We start from the raw sequence: 17,771 nt of genomic DNA, 5'->3' as shown, positions 1-17,771 counted from the left end.
GACCGGGGCCGCCCCAATTGGGGCGGCCCACCGTTAACGCAAACGGTTGGTTCTAGTGGGGTTACTTCTTGCGGCGTCGCAGGATGAGTGCAGCGCCGAGGCCCAGTGCGGCCAGCGTGGCCGGCTCGGGAACAACTTCGAGCTCGACGTTCGAGAAGCGAACTTCCCATCCCGCGGCGGTGTTGTAGCCCGTGTCGTACCGGATGATGGGCACGAACTCGCTCATGTTCGACAGCAGACCGGTGCCGCTGAAGTTGATCGTCGAAGACATGATCTGCGGGTTCGCGAGCGGTGAAGAGCCGAACAGTGCCGAGGTTGGCAGTACGTTGCCGTTCACATCAAGGTGTCGAACGGAAAGCGTGAATGCGCCCGACGTGTTCACGCGGACCTTGATATCCAGCTTCGATCCAATAGCGGCTGCGGTGTTGCTCGCATCGTCCTTGGGGAATGCGGTGAACTTGCCCGTGTCGAACGGAGAGGACGAGATCCCTGTCGTGCGGTACTGCTTGTTGAAGGCAGTGCGCGTGCCGAAGTCGGTGTCTCGGTAGTACATGATGGGGGCGCCCCAGTTGTTGCTACCGTTGCTCGAGTTGCCGAGCGCGCCGAGACGAGCCGCGGCGGTGTTCGTGTTCTCAGCGATGACCTTGTGGCCAAAGCCGAAAGTCATGATGTTGTTGATGCTGCTGGCATTGGCTGCTGCGGCGTTGATGTCCACGCGCATTCGCATCTCTGCAAACCCGCCCGCGCCAAGCGTGCCCGGCTTGATGACCTTGGTCATGTCGGCGGTGTACATGTTTGGGTTGACAGTCGAGACGGTGGTTGCGCCGCCGGTCAGCGTCTGGTTGAACGTTGACAAGCTATAGACGACGGCATTCGATGCGGCAGCCGCGCCCAAGACAAGGGCGAACAGCCCAAATCGGGAAGTCAGTTTCATTGATTGCTCCTTTAAGAAAACACATGCCGACCGGTAACCCCAGCCAATGCACGTCTTCAGTATAAGCCGGGCTACCCCGAGAACGCAAGTCTTATGTGCATAACAATCGGGCTTTTTATGCGACTCTGGTGCAAGTTCTGCATGAATCCCGTACGATTACGGGCCTAAGCTCGACTCAGCCCGATCTCGTCGAGGATAGCGAGGACTTTCTCGACAGGGATGTGCATGTCGCGGCCCACGTCCTCGCCAAAGATGACGCCATGCTTGAGGCCACCCACGTGCGCGCAGAATACAAAGGTGTTGTCGATCAAGGTCGGCGTGAAGAACTCAACCAGGGTGGCGTTTGGCGGCGAGTAAACGATGCTCGCCATGCCCGCGCCGTGCGGACCCATCACCAGTTCGGCTTCGGCAAACACGCGCACTTGGTCCTCCCATGAAAGCTTCCCGAGGATGATTCGCTCGAACCCCCATGGGGCCAAGGCTTCCATCAGCGCATCTTCATTGACCATCCGACGCCAGGTCGCATCTGCGCGCGAGATCAACACGCGGCGGCCCGATCGGGTGAGCGGTACGTTTGGAAGAATCCGCTTCCGCAGCCACTCGAACGCCTTGGGGTGTGTGTTGTTGTGCTCCATGATGCGCACCGGGAGCCACAATCGCTCCACGCGATACCGGCCCGGCGGGCGCCTGTCGAGCTGATCCTCAGTGATTCCTGCGGCCTTGAGACTGGCCAGATGAAACTGCGCGGGATTGTCGGGGAAGAGGTACGGGACCTTGGGGACTTCAGGGCATCGTTCAAGAGTGTCGATCCGGGTCAATAGGTCGGTGGTCCAGTGGCCGTAGGCGCGCCAGTGGAGGATCGGCAAGAAGATGCGGTCTCCAGGAATCTTGAACTTCTTGAGCCTCATCCGGTCTAGGTAGTAGCTTGGTCGCAAAGCCGTGCGAACCGAGGTGCACGCCTCCTCGACAATCTTGCCGTTGAGGGTCACCGTGCCCTCCGGCAGGAAGACATCGACATTTTCGAGCAGCACGACGCGCATCGCGCGGCTCAAATAGTCCTTTGTCTCGTGCTTCCGCTCGATGCGTTCGTAGAGCGCCTGTTTGTCCTCGGGGGTGCCGAAGTCGGACACTCGGCGCAGGCCGCGTTCGCCAGGGAGCACATCGAAGTACTTGACGCCAGGCGTGTGCGGGCACGGGAAACTGACGATCTCGATCTCGCTGTGGACCGGTGTCACGGTAGTGATAGCGCGCTCGGGCTTGAGCCAGACGAACGCCTTGCGGAGCGGGGTCAGGTCCAGGATTCCCCGGTACACGTTGGTCGGAGTGATTTTCCGTCCGAGGATTGCGGGGAGTATCGATTTGAGGCCAGCCATACGCTCTTTTAAGTATGGCTCGTGCACCGATTGTCGCGAGACTGATTGACACTCTCGGGTCGAGAGTGCCAAAATGCAACAGTAATCAGCGGTGCGTCGCGCACCGTTCGAAGGAGACATCAGACCACATGGCAATGGATATCAAACCTCTGGGTGATAAGGTCGTCGTTGAAGTGCTCGAAGCCGAAGAGAAGACGGCGGGCGGCATCTTCCTCCCTGACAGCGCGAAGAAGAAGCCGCAAGAAGGCAAAGTCGTCGCCGTCGGTTCCGGTCGAACGCTCGACAACGGTGGCCGCAACGAACTCACGGTCAAGGTTGGCGACCGTGTGCTCTTCAGTAAGTACGGCGGAAACGAAGTGACTCTCGAAGGTCGCGATGTGACGATCCTGGACGAAGACCAGATCTACGCAATCATCAAGAATTAAGGGGCTCGTCCGTAAAAGTTGGCGGCGGCGAACGATAAACGTTCGCCGCCGTCTTTTCTTGTGGGGTAGACCGGAAAGATGACGACATTTCACGCATCGTACGAAATTTGTCGTGGGCGATTCGATGAGGCTGTCCGAAACTTGAGCCAACCTCAGTTGAATTGGCAGATCCACGACCATGCGCTTTCGATCGGGCAGTCCGCGTTGCACGTTGCGGGCGTCGAAGTTTGGTTTATCGAACAGCTTACGGGCGTCGAACAGGCGGAGCTAGAGCAACTGAAGCGTTGTGCGACAGAGGGGGTTGTGGACGAGGGTCCTTTTCCATACGCTGCGGGCGACATCACGCCGGAACTGGTGAACTCAATGCTGGCTCGGGCTCGCGCCACGGCCGAGCCAATTCTCCGACATCCGAGCGAGGAGCTGCTGCGGCATGAAATCAAGAGCGCGCTTGGACCCATGATCACCGGCCACGGTGCTTTGGCTCGCCTGGCGTTTCATCCCGGCTACCACCACGGACAGGCTCACCTCATCGTCACGGCATCGGACTTCCCACGCTAATCTCCAGCGTTACTCCCAGACCCAAGCAAGATAGTTCGTATGTCAAAACGTATACAGAGCAGTAACTCGCGGGTGACCCTCGCCGACGTCGCGGCTGAGGCGGGCGTTTCTGTCCAGACCGTTTCGCACGTCTTGTCGGACACGGCGAGTGTTCGCCTGCCGGAGTCGACCCGACAGAGAGTCGTTCTCGCGGCAGAGAAGGTAGGGTACCGACCCAACCGAATTGCCCAGGCGATGAAGTCGGGCAGATCGAACGTCGTGGCGGTGTGGATGTCGCTTGATCGCGTCACCGCAAACCACTTGCGCGCCTTGCGAGCGATCACCACCCGGGCTGAAGCGGCGGGCTACAACGTGATGATCACGGCTTTGGATAACCCTCGAGCCCACGGAGCTGAACCGATAACGCGCCTTCCGGACTGGCCCGTGGACGGTGTGTTTGCCGTAGACGCAGGGCCGGCAATCGCCGCATTCCGGGCGGACAAGTCAAATCTCTCGACCCCAGTCGTGGTGATGGGGACCGAACTTTACGAGAACGGCGACGCGGTTGGATTCGACGTTTATGATGCGGCAAAGTCGGCAACCCTAGATCTTATCAAGAACGGGTGCCGAGAGGTTGCGCACGTCACGTTGAAATGGGTGGTTCAGGTGTACCCAGAAGAGCGGCGCCACACGGGTTACCTTGCCGCGATGAAAGAGGCGGGACTTCAGCCTCTTGTGATCGAGATTGAAGAGGAAACCCGACTCTCGACCGCCTCAGCGCTGAGCAGCTTCCTTGATGAGCACAGGTTGCCCGAGGGCATCGTGGCGTTCTCCGATGGACTGGCGATCAATGTCGCTCGTGTTGCGTTTGGCGCGGGCTACCGGATTCCGGACGACTGTCGAATCTGGGGATACGGAAACTTGCCCGAGTCGGAGGACTACCGGGTTCCCATCTCGACGGTGCAGATACCGGTCGAGCAAATCGTGAACCAATCGTGGACGTGGCTGATGGAGCGCATTGAGAATGGGTCGCTGCCCAGTCGGTCGATCGAGTTTCCGATGGAATTGATCGAACGCGAATCATCCCGGTAGCGGATAAGATAGAGCCATGAGAGCTTGGGTTTGGTTGGCATGCACGTGCCTTGTCGTTTTTGCCGTCGCGCAGGTGGGTGCACGTACGGGTGGAGCGGGCACGCTCAAGATTGGCCGCACGGTCGAAGAGGGGATCAAACGGGTGAACGTCGATCTTCGTCAGGGCGGCAGTTTCATGATCGAAATCGAAGCGCGCCGCACCGACCAATTCTTCGGGACCTGGCGCAAAGACCGTGACCGACAGTACTCGCTCAAGATCGAGAAAGGGTTCGGCAGCAATGGCGCGGTCGGTACGGGCTCCGTGGTGATCGCGCTGGATGGCAGTCTGGAGCGGCTCCTCCTCAACGGTTCCACGAAGGGCCAAAGCTTCTCGGTCGATTTCTCCAGCCAGATCAAAGCCGATGCGGGCCCCGGCCTGGGTCGATTTCTTAGCCTGAATCGGACTCGCGATGGGTCAGGAAGCTTCCAGCTTCAGGGCGAATCGAGCAACCAAGCCAAGACCGCGATCGTGTCGTTAAACCGCGATGGCAACTTCAGCATCAAGTTTCGCGGAAACAAGTCGATCCAGGTGAATGGCACCTGGAAGTGGCGCGGGAACGACGTGGCCCTCACCGTGACCGACGCCTTTGGCGATCAGCGAGCCACCGGCAGCGGAACGCTCTTCATCCAGCGCGAGTTCGATAACTTCTATCGGATCTCGCTAGCGGGCCGGGCAAAGGACCGCAACTACAGCATCAACTGGAGGGAGTAGTCGAGCATGCCACTCGTTGACATGCCCCTTGATGAGCTCCAGTCGTACCAAGGCACCAATCCGCGTCCATCTGATTTCGACTCCTTCTGGGATGCCGGGCTGGCGGAGCTCGACAAACTCGGCACCGAGGTCTGCCTCGAATCCGCGGGGCCGCACATCCCGGGGGTCGAGTGCTTTGACGCTTGGTTCACCGGAGTGGGTGGTGCGCGCATTTACGCGAAACACGTCCGGCCTGTCATGCGTCCGGCAAAGTCCCCCGCAGTGATCGAGTTCCACGGCTACAGCATGCAGAGCGGAGAGTGGATCGACCTCGCAAAGTGGGTTCATGCGGGCTTCAGTGCGTGGTCGCTCGATGTCCGTGGCCAAGGCGGGCGCAGCGAGGATGTAGGCGGGGTGCGCGGGACGACCCTACGCGGCCACATCGTACGCGGATTAGGTGATGAGCCGAGTAAAATGCTATACCGATCCATTTTCTTGGACTGCGCACAGTTGGCACGGATCGCCGCGAGCCAAGACGATACGGATGGCAGTCGCATCGGGACCATCGGTTGGTCCCAAGGCGGGGGGCTCTCGCTAGCATGCGCGGCATTGTCCCCGTTCGTGACTCGTTGTGTTTCGGCGTACCCGTTCCTCGCGGACTACCAGCGGGTCTGGGCGATGGACTTGGCCAAAGACGCCTATGATGAGCTGCGCTACTTCTTGCGGAGCTTCGACCCGACTCATGCGCGAATCCAAGAGATCTGGATGCAGCTCGGGTACATCGACGTCCAGCACCTCGCTCCGCGGATCAAGGGAGAGGTGCGAATGCTCACCGGCCTCATGGATACGATCTGCCCTCCGAGCACCCAGTTTGCCGCCTACAACAAGTTGACCGGCCCCAAGAGCATAGTGATTTATCCCAATCACAGCCACGAGGGACTCCCCGGCGCGGTGGATGCCAACTTCGAGTTTTTGTCCAAGCTATAACGATTGGGCATAATAAGATCCCTGCTAGCGCGATGCTAGCAGGGATCTAACGTCTCTTGGTGAAGCTTAGGCTTCGACGGCTTCCGCTTCCGGTTCGGCCGCAACATCATCGGTTGCAGCAACTTCCGTAGCGGCAGGTGCCTCAACCGGGGCTTCGGGGTCGAACACAACGACCGTGATGTGGGCATCGACATCGCGGTGCAGATCGATCGAAAGTCGCTGGGTGCCGAGCCGCTTGATTGGCTCGAGCAGACCAACCTGCTTCTTCTCGACGGTCACACCAGTGGCCTTCTTGAGAGCGTCGGCGATGTCCTGCGCGGTGATTGCGCCGAACAACTTGCCGGAGTCCTTGCCGACCTTGCCTTCGAGTCGCACTTCGGTGCCTTCGATCTTGGTCTTGAGGTCTTCGGCTTGGGCCTTGTTCGCGGCGATCTTGTCCGCTAGCCGGGTGTTTCGAATTTCGAGCGCTTTGATCTGCGAGCGATCGGCAACGGTGGCGAGGCCGCGCGGGAAGAGGTAATTGCGTGCGTATCCGTCCTTGACGGTCACGATTTGGTCGGCTTTGCCGAGATTTGGAACTGTCTGTCTGAGAATTACTTTCATGGTCTGTCCTCCTGTTGAGTTAGGCCCTGGTCGGTGCCAAGGTCAAACGCGATCTCAGAGTGTACCCGCGCCTAGCGCCGAATTCCAAATCCAACGCTGAGGGTGTTCCGGTCGAAGATGCGATCTGCTCCGACCCAGCCGACGGCGTTCTTGGTGAATTTGTATTCAAGCCGGGCATCGAACCGCGTGCGGTTCACCCCGAAGACGTCTCCGCGTAACGCCATCGAGTTGCCCAGCGGCATGTTGATTCCCGCGCCAGGCTTGCTGGCGTAGACGCCGTAGCGCAGTTCGCCATTCTTGCCGAAGGGGGAGCCGAGTTGCAGGTTGAGTTTGTTAGACTCGAATGCGTCCCACAGGCCGAAGTGAACGTTTTCCTTGGAACTGATTGGGATCTTGACGCCGAGGTCGGTTCGCCACCGGTCCGGTTTGCTCTCGCGGTGGGCGTCCGCGCTGAGCTCGATCTTGCGCAGGGCACCGGTCAGGCCGGACGCTCCGCCGCCGATGATCTTCTTCTTGAGCTCGGCGAAGAGGTCGCTCGCCTCATCGGCAAGCTTGTTTGCCTTCTTCATCAGCGAGGTCGCTTCATCGGCAAAATCGACTCCCTTGCCGGTCAGAATCTTCGCGTTCTCGGCGATCTCGGTCCCGGTCTTGCTCATCGTGTTCGCGTTGGCGAGGATCCCTTTTATGTTGTCTTGGACGGCGGGGTCGTTCATTGCCTTGCGCATATCGGCGACCAGTCCGCGGCCCTCGGTGAGCGCGCCATTCATCTGCTCCATGAGGGCGTCCACGCCGCCTTGGAGCTTGCCGCTCTGAACGTAGCTTGAGAACTTGCGGCTCATTTGCGCGAGGTCGCCGCTGATGGCCGATCCGTTGCGCATCATCTCGCGAATGGCGGCTTGATTCTGCGAAAGGGTCTGGTCAAAGCGTGCGGCAAGCTTGCCAAAGGCGGCAGCGGTCGCAGCGCTCTGCTGCATGAGCGCCTGAACGTCCGATTTGAGTGACTGGTCTGACAGGAGCTTGGTCATGGCATCCATGGTCTTGGTCGCGCTCTTGAGGGTCTGCTCCATGGCCGCCACGGTGGTGCCGCTGTCCGGGGCAAATGCATCGAGCGGCGACTTCATTGATCCAATTAGGGTGGCCCCGCTTGTTAGGTATCCGCCGGTCTTCACAGGTGGTGTCAGTTCGATCTGGCGATCGCCGATGCCGATGAGCGCGGTGGGGAGCACGGCCACGGTGCCTTGGGGAATCTGCGTGCCTTGCGCGACGTCCAGGGTGAGCTTGGCGCGGTTGCCGCCGACGAGCTCAACCTTTGAGACGCTCCCGATGTTCACCCCCGCGAGCAGGACTCGTGCGCCGACGGTCACTCCGCCCGCATCGGCGAACTCGGCGAAGTACTGATCGCTCTTTGGCGCGAAGATGCTCCGCTGCAGGATCGCGTACGACCCGAGCATGAGCCCCCCGAAAACCAGGACCAACGTGCCGACCTTCGATGCGCTTTGCATACGGCATTTTAGCCAGGTTGTGCCCGAGATTGGATAGTTGGGCGACTGAGGTACGTCTGGGCTCCGCGTCGTGGCGGATCAGTTGACACTCACGCGTGTGGAGACCCTAGCGATGCGCGACACGTTTGCCGAGGATTACGCTAACGGACGCGATGGCGGATTCGTTAGGCTACGGGTAACCTAGCAATGTGTCTAGGGACCATGAAGGTCAAACGGACTGAACATTTCGATTCGATTACCCATCGAATAGACAAAGGCATCTGCGGCGTAATGAGAGAAAGGTCTCTCGGAAACAGCCCGGGAACCATAAGGCAAATACACAATGTGGCAACGATTCACTGAAAGAGCACGCAAGGTCGTTTTCTTCGCCCAGGAAGAGGCGCAAAAATTCGGCGAAGGATATGTCTCCACCGAACATCTCCTGCTGGGGCTAGTACGCGAGTCCGACAGTGTCGCGGCCCGTGTCCTGGAGAAACTGGGCGTCAGCCTGAGCCGCATTCGACAAGAAGTCGAGAAGCAGCTTCCGCGCGGTGATGCACGTCCGAGTCAGGAGATGACGCTGACCCCGCGAGCCAAGCGCGTGATCGATTTGGCTTACGATGAGGCGCGGAATCTCAACAACAATTACATCGGCACTGAGCACTTGCTCCTCGGCCTGATCCGCGAAGGCGATGGCCTCGCTGGACGAGTCCTGGCAAAGCTGGGAGTCGAGCTTGAACGAGCGCGACGCGAAGTCCTGGCGCTGCAAGACAACGAGTCGAGCGGCGGACGCTCCACCGGGTCGAGCCGATCCAGCAGCAGTAGCTCGGAGCGCTCGAGCGGTGGCCAGAAGACCGCTACGTTGGACGAATTTGGCCGCGATTTGACCGACCTTGCCCGCGAAGGCAAGCTGGACCCCGTGGTGGGCCGCCAATCTGAAATCGAGCGCGTCATGCAGATCCTTAGCCGACGCACGAAGAACAACCCGTGCTTGATCGGCGAACCCGGTGTCGGCAAGACCGCCATCGCCGAAGGGCTTGCGCTGCGAATCGTGCAGGGCGACGTTCCCGACTTGCTCGCCGACAAGCGAATCATTGCGCTGGACCTTGCCGGCTTGGTCGCGGGCACGAAGTACCGCGGTGAGTTTGAAGAGCGCATGAAGAAGGTCATGGAAGAGGTCCGCCGGTCCGAGGGCCAAGTGATTCTCTTCATCGACGAGCTTCACACGCTGGTTGGAGCGGGCGCCGCCGAAGGGGCCATCGACGCCAGCAACATCATGAAGCCTGCTCTGGCACGAGGCGAACTGCAATGCGTCGGCGCGACGACCCAGGAAGAGTTCCGCAAGTACATTGAGCGTGACGCGGCGCTGGAACGACGCTTCCAAGCTGTGAAGGTGCGCGAACCGAACGAGGAAGAGGCAACCGACATCCTGAAGGGTCTGCGCGAGCGCTACGAGGTTCACCACAACGTGGAAATCACGGACGATGCGCTGATCGCTTCGGTGCAGCTTTCGCAGCGATATATCACTGATCGCAGCTTGCCTGACAAGGCCATCGACCTGATCGATGAAGCTGCCAGCCGCGTTCGACTGCAGATGAGCCTGCCTCCGCTCGACGTCCGACAGGACCGCGTGAAGGCGAGCAAGATGAAGTCCGAACTCGACCACCTGCGACGCAAGAGCGAGACCGACGACGCGACTCTCAAGCTCCAAACGGAAATCGAAGAGCTCGAAGAGTCGATCGCGAACCGCGAGGATCTGTGGATGGCCGAAGAGAAGGGCCCTGCCATCGTCACGGATCACGAGATCGCGCTCATTGTCCAGAGTTGGACCGGTATCCCGGTGAACATGGTCAAGGAGAGCGAGTCGGCCAAGCTTCTGCGCATGGAGGACGACCTCCACGAGCGGATCATCGGTCAGCACGACGCCGTCTCGGCCGTTTCGCGAGCGATTCGCCGCAGCCGCTCAGGTCTGCGCGATCCGAAGCGGCCCATGGGTTCGTTCATCTTCCTCGGCCCCACGGGTGTCGGTAAGACCGAGCTCGCCAAGGCCCTGGCCGCCTACCTGTTTGACAAGGAATCGAACATGATTCGCATCGACATGAGCGAGTACATGGAGCGGTTTTCGGTCAGCCGACTGGTGGGCGCGCCTCCGGGCTATGTGGGATACGATGAGGGTGGCCAGCTAACCGAACAGGTTCGCCGCAACCCGTACAGCGTCGTCCTGCTCGACGAGATTGAGAAGGCCCACCCGGACGTTTTCAACATCCTGCTGCAGGTCATGGAAGACGGTCACTTGACCGACTCGCAAGGCCGACAGGTGGACTTCCGAAATACGATCATTATCATGACGAGTAACGTCGGCGTACGGCCGATCGAGCTTGACAGCCGCCTCGGTTTCGCCGATACGCGAGAGGATCCGAGCGATCCGAAGGTGTACGAGAACATGAAGCGGCGCATGCTGGACGAGATGAAGAAGACCTTCCGACCTGAGTTCATCAACCGAGTTGACGAAGTCATCGTATTCCAGCATCTGAAGCGAGAGGAGATCCTCGAGATCGCCGACCTGTACATGCGCCGAGTCAACGAGTCGGCCAAGCAGATGGGCATCACGCTGGAGCTCAGCGATGCGGTCAAGGACCTGCTGGTGGACAAGGGCTACGACCCGAACATGGGTGCCCGACCTCTGCGCCGCGCCGTCCAGCGCTTCATCGAAGACCCGATCAGCGAAGAGCTGCTGCTGGGCCGCTTCACCGAGGGCGACTCCGTGTTGGCCGAGTTGGACGGCGAGCAAGTGGTCTTCGTCAAGAAGGAACAAAAGCCGCCGAAGAAGAAAGAAAAGGCCGGAACCGCGGGCTAAGATCCGCGCCGATCTGCGGCCCCGGGCGTCAATCGTCCGGGGCCTCTTTTGTTTGTAGCTGCGTAAGCAACCTGCCCGACGCCACGGAATTGGAACTCCCGTGCGGCGCTGGCCCTGTGTTAACCGTTCGTCAATGTTTCGTTATGGCCCGGTTAACGGCACTGGCCCAGCCTCAGAATTCTCCTTGGTGCTTGGGCGAAGCCGTTGGTTAGCCCGCTGGAGGAGTTCTCATGAATCGAAAAGCTTTTACTCTCATTGAGTTGCTCGTTGTTATTGCGATCATCGCAATCCTGGCTGCTATCCTGTTCCCGGTCTTCGCACAAGCCAAGGCCGCCGCGAAGAAGACCTCGGACCTCAGCAACATGAAGCAGATTGGCACGGCCATTCAGCTTTACTTGGGCGATGCTGACGACACCTACTCGCAGGCCTATTTCTACAACAACGACCTCGACGCGACGGGTGGTTACACGCAGTGGTCCGGCACCCTGCAGCCTTACGTGAAGAACTTGCAGATCTTCATCAGCCCCGGCGACAAGCTGAATGGTCTCGCACCGACGAACTACATCGGCAACAACCGTGGCTTCGGTTCGCCTGCGGGTCAGACGGCCCAGTATCCGACGGTCCAAGACAACCAGGCGCCGCGCCTGAGCTACACCGTCAACTCCTTGGTGATGCCGCGCAAGCGCCGAACCGCGGACCCCATGCGCGTGGTGAGCACGAGCGTCATCGAAGACGCATCGGGAACGATCTTGATCGCTCCGATGACTGACGTTCCGGCCTGTATCAACGGTTCTTCGGTTGCTTCGGGTGCGGCGTTCAAGACGCACCGATCGACCAACGCGATCTTGCTCGCAGACAACGGCGCACCGTTCGCCGGTGAAGCAGCGGCGGAAGTTGGCCTTAGCACCTACTACGCTATTAGCGTGACGCGCGCTCAGGCAGACATCAAGAGCTGCACGGGTGGCACGCCAGCTGCCGGTCTCTCGCACATCACGTACACAGCCCCGACGCGATTCGGCGCGGGTGCGAACTACGCGATGTCCGACACCAGCGCGAAGTTCCGAACGCTCAGCGACACGCTCAACCCGAGCCGATTCCTGTGGGGCAAGCGCGCGTACACGGCAGGTGGAGGCGTGATCAACAAGCCAGGCACCACGACCCCGGTCGAATAATCTGAGGTCTGAATCGCCTCAACCCTCTGGCGCACTGTTCGCCAGAGGGTCTTTTGTTGCCGGGACTTCTTGCACATTTTTGATCTGAACCGGTCAACCTTGCGAGCTTGGTGGACGTACAATGGGTTATGAAATCATGCGCGGTTCTTCGCCGGGTTGGATTCGGCATCATGCCGATCGCGATTGCAGCCTTTGCCCACGCTAACTTGATCCTAGAGTCGGTGGACTCGGTCACGTTGGACGCGAAAGCGAAACCGCTGTCGGTAGTGGTTTCGCAACTAGGCACACTCACTGGGCAGACGCTAGAGGTTGCCCCCGCGCTCGCCGCCGACGTGTTCTTCGTTCACGTCAAGGATGCTCCGGTTTCCGAAGTGATGGAGCGCATTGCGCGGTACTCGGGCGGCCGATGGCGAACGGACCCCGACGGATCCAAGCATTTGATTGATGACCCCGCAGCGATGAATCGCGTCGAGAACGAGCTGCGCGCTGCGCGAGCCGCATACTTCACGCGCGTTCTGAAGGGACTTCGCGAGTCACAGGAGAAGGAAGAGACTCAGCGGATGCTGAAGCGCGCGGCTGCCGAGGCTGAACAAGGAAACTCGGCACCCGACACCAATGATGCTCCGGAGGCGAGACAAACAGTAAGTCGAATGTTCGGAGGCGGCGATTCACCTGAGAACACCCTCTTGTCGAAAGTCGCCTTGACGCTCCGACCGGCCGACCTAGCCATGATCGAAGAGGGTTCGCGAGTCGTGTACTCGACTTCGCCGACCCGCATGCAGCGCCCGATGACGATCCAGAGCCAACTGGTCGCCACCTTCCTCGCCGAGCACAACAAACTTGCAGACGCGGAAGGGAAGGCCGCTAAGGAGAATCCGGCTGAGCGAGCGGAAATGATGGAGCAGCTTGGACCGTGGGCAGAGATGATGGGGATGAACCGACCTCGTCAGGGACTGGCGACTCCTCCTGCGAAGATCAACTTGGTGGTTTCCAATGGTGGCGGGGGCGGAATGAACTGGTTCATGGACGGTGGCGGCACGATGCAGCTCGAACTCGTCGTTTTCAACACGAAGGGTGAGATCGTCGCTTCGGCAGAGATGCCCCTGCAGGACTACTCCGAATCCGAGCGGGTGATGGAAGCGGTCGAGGATATCGCCGAAGATGCGGGCGTGCCCATTCCGGGAAAGAAGCCAGAGGAGCGAAAGCCTGAGCCGCCGAAGTACCCGATCAAGGATGGAAAGATCGAACAAAGTGAAGAGTCCAAACTCGTGAGCTCACTCAATCCGATGACCATGTTCACCGAAGGTGGCTCAGCTAAGATCGACCCGAAGGCGCGCGCGATTCTGTCTCGACCCGACATGTACGACCCGCTGAGTTTCGTGCACGGGGACGCGTTGGCGACGATCGCCAAGCTGAACGACTGGCAAGTCATCGTAAATTTGCCGGATGGGTTGGACTCCGGGGGCGTGATGAGCTTTGCTCGGCCCGAGACGATGGCGCAGAACTACTACACCGCGCTCCGTGAGAATGACGCAGTCGTCGTGGATCAGTCGGGCAACTGGCTGGGCGCACGGCCCGCGAGTTGGATTGCGGCGCGGCGCGATCAAGTGGATCGCGCCGGGCTTACCAAACTGGTCGCGGCAGCCACCGAAAAGGGGGTTGCGAACATCGACGACTACGCTACTTACGCAGCGACCAGTCCATCACCGACCCTGTCAGCGGTTTCAGGCCGGTATTGCATGCAGTTCGTTCCGGGTGCGATGGGCTCCATGACCGGTGGCCTCACGAACTGGGACATCCTTCGCCTGTACGGGTCGCTCAGCAACGCGCAGCGAGACCAACTGAAGCGCGGTGAGGGGATTCCTTTCAACGTGCTCTCGCAAACGCAAATGGCCACTGTCCGAAAGCTCGTCTTTGGCGCGCCACCCATGATCAAAGTGGACGATCCCGGGAAGGAGACGGATCAAGATGACTTCATGAAGATGATGGTCATGTGGATGCCGCAGAAGATGACCGACTACCGAAACGAGCCGACCGAGGCACTGCCCAACGGCGTACCCAGCAACGGGACCCTGAAGCTGAACATTGAGCAAGACTTCAGCATCGTTTTGGCGGATCAGGACAATCCGATGTCGCGCATGATGGGCGCGCTGGGTTCGAGCGAACTGGCGATGATGCAGGTGATGTCGGAGACCAAGATGTTCGCGCAGATGGCGGCGTTCATGCCCGCAATGGACAAGTTCAAGCTTGGAGACCGCAACATTATCAATATCGTGTTGGATCTGGCCCCGGGGATAAAGGTTTCGGAGCGGCTCGTCGACGACCAGCATGCGTCAAGCGCTAAGATCGTGGGGCTGAAGGATCTGACGGCGGAGCAGCAAGCAAAGCTCGAAGCCAAAAGGGCTGCATTCCGGAAGTCGCCGATGATGAAGTTCTTTGACGGCTCGTTTGACGGCGGCGGAACCGAGACGACCCCTCCCTAGGGAACGGCGGCGCGAAACGCCTCGAGCTCGGCTCTCGCCTTTACGCCGATCTCCTCAAGGTGCTTTCGCCAACCAGCTTCATAAGGCTCAAGCGCAGAGATCAGTGTCTCCATCACGGCGAGGTCGCGGTACCACTTGTGGTCTGCGGCGATGAGTCGCCATGGCGCGTTCTCCGGGCTGCACCGCTTGAGCACGTCTTCATACGCGGCGGTGTAGTCGTCCCACTTCTCCCGCTCTTTCCAATCGCCGACTGAAAGTTTCCAACTCTTCGTCGGGTCTTGCTCGCGGTCAAGGAGCCGCTGCTCTTGCTCGTCTTTGCTGATCCACAGACAGAACTTGATCAGGATGGTGCCGCTATCCGTAAGGATACGCTCGAAGTTGTTGATGTGCTCGTACCGCTTGGACCACACTTCCTTCGGCGCGAGTTCATGCACTCGCACCACCAGGACGTCTTCGTAATGAGAGCGGTTGAAAACAGTGATGCCGCCTTTGCCGGGCGTCTCTTGGTGCACCCGCCACAGGAAATCGTGGGCAAGCTCGACGGGAGTCGGGACTTTGAATGCAGCGACCCGCGCGCTTTGCACGTTTACGAAGTCGAGCATTCGATTGATTGCACCGTCCTTACCTGCGGTATCTCGCCCCTGAAACAAGACTAAGAGGCTGTTCCGACCCGCGGCGTACATGAGCTCTTGAAGCTCGGTCAGTCGTTTGCCGAGCTCAGCGACTTTCGCCTGAGCGGTCTCCTTATCGAGCCCACCTTTCTCGCAAGTGTCGAACTTGGCAAGGTCGATGGACTGGTCCGGCTTGATCACGACGGCATGGGGCATGATCTCATTTTGGCCACCGAAACGTGGCATTGCTTCAAAGACAAGGGAATTTACTCACGAATCCGTGCTGTAGTACAGTATTGACTTGGAGACAAAAATGCGAACGGCGATCTGGAACACGCGCATCAGGACGGTAGCGGTCGTCTTGTGGGCAGTGGGCGTGGCGGCTCTGGCCCGAGCCCAAACACCTGCCGGGTTGCTGATGGTGGGCGACAAAGCGCCCAACATCCAGGTCACCCGACTGGTAAAAGACTCCGGATTTGAATCATTCAAAAGTGGTCGTGTAACCGTCGTCGAGTTCTTCGCCACTTGGTGCCCCATCTGTCGATCGGAGATGCCGCGCATGAGCCAGCTCGCCGAAAAGTACGCCTCGAAGGTGGACATGGTCGGCGTGGCTGTATGGGAGAAGCAGTCTTCCTCGGGTACGCAAGACATCGTGGGCGGTGTGAAATCGTACGTCCAGACCATGGACTCCAAGATCCGATTTCCCATAGTGGTGGATACCGAGAAGAACTGGATGCTCGAAAACTGGGTCTATGCGGCAGCCCAGGAGACAATTCCGCTGGTGTACATCGTCGACCAGAACGGCATTCTCGCATGGATCGGTACTCCCGCCACGCTCGATAAGGTGCTTGGCCAAGTCGTTGCGGGCAAGTGGGACGTCGCGAAGGAACGGGAGCTCGCGATGAAGGGCCTCGATCAGAAACTCGCGAGAATCGACTATCGCAAGGCGATGTCGGCCGTGAGTACCCAGCTGCAGGAGGCATACGCGTCGAAGGACTTAAAGACAGTTTTGGCCACACTGGATAAGGTGCTCGAAGAGCACCCGCTCTTCGAATCTCAGATCGGAATCATGCGCTACGATGCACTCCTGTACGTCGATGAGAAGCGGGCCTACGATTACGGCCGTAAGCTAGCTGACGGCATCTATAAGGACAACTGGGTCCAGCTGAACACCATGGCTTGGTACATCGCTCAAGAATTCTACGGCCAACTGAAAGAGCCAAACTACAAGATGGCGCTGGAGTTTGCCGAACGAGCCTTGACCCTTATCAAGGAGCAGCCCACCGAAACGGCGCTTGTGAAGGACACGGCCGCTCTGCTGCACTACCGCATGGGCAACCTCCGAAAAGCGGTGACAATCCAGCGCGAGGCCATCGAGCTTCTGCGCAAGGGCGCGGAAGGAATCGACCGAACGACCCTTGCTGAGATGCACGCCCGACTGGCGATGTACGAAGCCGCGCTCGAAGGCTCAGGCAAGCTCGGCGCCTAGCGCTGTTTGCCCTCAAGTAACTCTTCGACCGTCCGGGGCCAATCTGCCTTGAGCAATCGGGCGAGTGACCGATCCGAGAGCAGACGATCCTCGTTCTGGCACCGCGGGCAGTAATTGGTCTCGTTCTCGGCATAGCGGATCCGCTGAATGGGGACTCCACACACCGGACACGGTTGACCGAACTTGCCGTGGGCGGCGAACTCAGGCCGAAATGCGGTGATCTGGCCCCGGCCTGGAAAGCGATCGCCAAAGTGGTCCTTGAGGTGCTGCATTGCTTGGCCGAGGACATGCTGGGTCGAGCAGTAAAGTCGAGACCATTCTTGGTTATCCAGATGATTCGTTAGCCTGACGGGTGAGAGCCTTGCATGATGGAGAATCTCGTCCGAGTAAGCATTGCCTATACCGCTGAGAGTCGCTGGGTCAATGAGTGCTCGCTTGAGGGTGCGGCTGCTGGCACCAACCGCCTTAAGGAACTCCTGTTCCGTACACTCCAACGGCTCGAGCGCAGCCGGAATGGCGCCTCTTGCTGCCTCCAGATTCGGAAAGAGGGTGATTGAGGCCCTCCGCTTCGTGCCCGCCTCGGTCAGGTACAAAGTGCCCGTCGGGAACTGCCAGCTTGCGAGGAGCGCCTTGCCCAGGGATGTCGGCTTCGCATCCCATAAGAGCCGTCCGGCGAGCATGAGGTGGGTGACCATCACCGCAGGCGCGTCGAAGACAAATACTAGTCGTTTGCCGAATCGTAAGATATCCTTACTAACTGCGCCAGCGAGTGCCGACATCGGAGGCTCGACTGACCGCAAGGCGAATAGACTTTTAACCGTCGACTGCTGCAGCGGCTGGCCTACGATCCGTTGTCGCAGTGCAGCCGCATAGAGTTCGATGTCGGGGAGTTCGGGCATTGGATCCTTCCAATCTGGGCGCAACTGGAGCGTGGTGACGCGTCCACGCCCGATGTTCGTTGATAATAGTACTGTGGTTCGCATCAAAACAGTGAGCA

General features: G+C 59.5%; 15 protein-coding genes. 9 read left to right on the top strand and 6 right to left on the bottom strand.

All coding sequences use genetic code 11. The features are described 5' to 3' along the window. Positions 1-61 precede the first annotated feature (61 nt). Together JNM85_08680 and JNM85_08675 are read right to left on the bottom strand one after the other, a co-directional pair. Complete coding sequence (locus tag JNM85_08680) at positions 62-934, bottom strand: PEP-CTERM sorting domain-containing protein (GenBank protein MBL8088126.1); 873 nt, start codon at positions 932-934, stop codon at positions 62-64. A 164-nt stretch (positions 935-1,098) separates the two neighbouring features. Further along, the gene (locus JNM85_08675; protein ID MBL8088125.1) at positions 1,099-2,307 is read right to left on the bottom strand and encodes a glycosyltransferase family 61 protein; all 1,209 of its coding nucleotides are present in this window, start codon (positions 2,305-2,307) and stop codon (positions 1,099-1,101) included. A gap of 128 nt (positions 2,308-2,435) precedes the next feature. Here JNM85_08675 and groES point away from each other — a divergent pair, with 128 nt between their 5' ends. From groES to JNM85_08650, 5 genes are all read left to right on the top strand, one after another. Continuing rightward, entirely contained in the window at positions 2,436-2,732 is a 297-nt protein-coding gene (groES, locus tag JNM85_08670) for a co-chaperone GroES (GenBank protein MBL8088124.1), read from the top strand. A 78-nt stretch (positions 2,733-2,810) separates the two neighbouring features. Beyond that, complete coding sequence (locus JNM85_08665) at positions 2,811-3,290, top strand: DUF664 domain-containing protein (GenBank protein MBL8088123.1); 480 nt, start codon at positions 2,811-2,813, stop codon at positions 3,288-3,290. 39 nt (positions 3,291-3,329) lie between these two features. Continuing rightward, complete coding sequence (locus JNM85_08660; protein MBL8088122.1) at positions 3,330-4,361, top strand: LacI family DNA-binding transcriptional regulator; 1,032 nt, start codon at positions 3,330-3,332, stop codon at positions 4,359-4,361. A 16-nt stretch (positions 4,362-4,377) separates the two neighbouring features. Next, positions 4,378-5,112 (top strand): hypothetical protein, encoded by a 735-nt coding sequence (locus JNM85_08655; GenBank protein ID MBL8088121.1) that lies wholly within the window; start codon positions 4,378-4,380, stop codon positions 5,110-5,112. Positions 5,113-5,118: 6 nt separating this feature from the next. Next, positions 5,119-6,078, top strand: a complete 960-nt coding sequence (locus tag JNM85_08650) for an acetylxylan esterase (protein MBL8088120.1) — start codon at positions 5,119-5,121, stop codon at positions 6,076-6,078. A gap of 66 nt (positions 6,079-6,144) precedes the next feature. Here JNM85_08650 and JNM85_08645 read toward each other — a convergent pair whose 3' ends face one another. Together JNM85_08645 and JNM85_08640 are read right to left on the bottom strand one after the other, a co-directional pair. After that, a complete protein-coding gene (locus JNM85_08645) occupies positions 6,145-6,681 on the bottom strand; it encodes a 50S ribosomal protein L9 (GenBank protein MBL8088119.1) in 537 nt (178 codons plus the stop codon). 71 nt (positions 6,682-6,752) lie between these two features. Further along, positions 6,753-8,183: an MCE family protein gene (locus JNM85_08640; GenBank protein ID MBL8088118.1), complete on the bottom strand. Its 1,431-nt coding sequence runs from the start codon at positions 8,181-8,183 to the stop codon at positions 6,753-6,755. A gap of 322 nt (positions 8,184-8,505) precedes the next feature. Between JNM85_08640 and JNM85_08635 the strand changes: the two genes are divergently transcribed. From JNM85_08635 to JNM85_08625, 3 genes are all read left to right on the top strand, one after another. Continuing rightward, positions 8,506-11,019 (top strand): ATP-dependent Clp protease ATP-binding subunit, encoded by a 2,514-nt coding sequence (locus JNM85_08635; protein MBL8088117.1) that lies wholly within the window; start codon positions 8,506-8,508, stop codon positions 11,017-11,019. 230 nt (positions 11,020-11,249) lie between these two features. Continuing rightward, positions 11,250-12,191, top strand: coding sequence for a prepilin-type N-terminal cleavage/methylation domain-containing protein (locus JNM85_08630; GenBank protein ID MBL8088116.1), 942 nt, complete (start codon positions 11,250-11,252; stop codon positions 12,189-12,191). 128 nt (positions 12,192-12,319) lie between these two features. Next, positions 12,320-14,674 carry a hypothetical protein gene (locus tag JNM85_08625; protein MBL8088115.1) on the top strand — a complete coding sequence of 785 codons (2,355 nt, stop codon included), beginning with the start codon at positions 12,320-12,322 and terminating at the stop codon, positions 14,672-14,674. Here the strand turns inward: JNM85_08625 and JNM85_08620 are convergent. Further along, positions 14,671-15,531 carry a polyphosphate kinase 2 family protein gene (locus JNM85_08620; GenBank protein MBL8088114.1) on the bottom strand — a complete coding sequence of 287 codons (861 nt, stop codon included), beginning with the start codon at positions 15,529-15,531 and terminating at the stop codon, positions 14,671-14,673. The two genes, JNM85_08625 and JNM85_08620, sit on opposite strands and share 4 nt — an antisense overlap. Before the next feature lie 67 nt (positions 15,532-15,598). Between JNM85_08620 and JNM85_08615 the strand changes: the two genes are divergently transcribed. Beyond that, complete coding sequence (locus JNM85_08615) at positions 15,599-16,774, top strand: redoxin domain-containing protein (protein ID MBL8088113.1); 1,176 nt, start codon at positions 15,599-15,601, stop codon at positions 16,772-16,774. Here JNM85_08615 and JNM85_08610 read toward each other — a convergent pair. Further along, complete coding sequence (locus JNM85_08610; protein ID MBL8088112.1) at positions 16,771-17,757, bottom strand: hypothetical protein; 987 nt, start codon at positions 17,755-17,757, stop codon at positions 16,771-16,773. The two genes, JNM85_08615 and JNM85_08610, sit on opposite strands and share 4 nt — an antisense overlap. Positions 17,758-17,771: the final 14 nt, after the last annotated feature.

The organism is Chthonomonas sp., assembly GCA_016788115.1.
GTDB lineage: Bacteria > Armatimonadota > Fimbriimonadia > Fimbriimonadales > Fimbriimonadaceae > UBA2391.
Note: the sequence above shows the minus strand (reverse complement) of the source record. Positions and strands in the feature narration are given on the sequence as shown.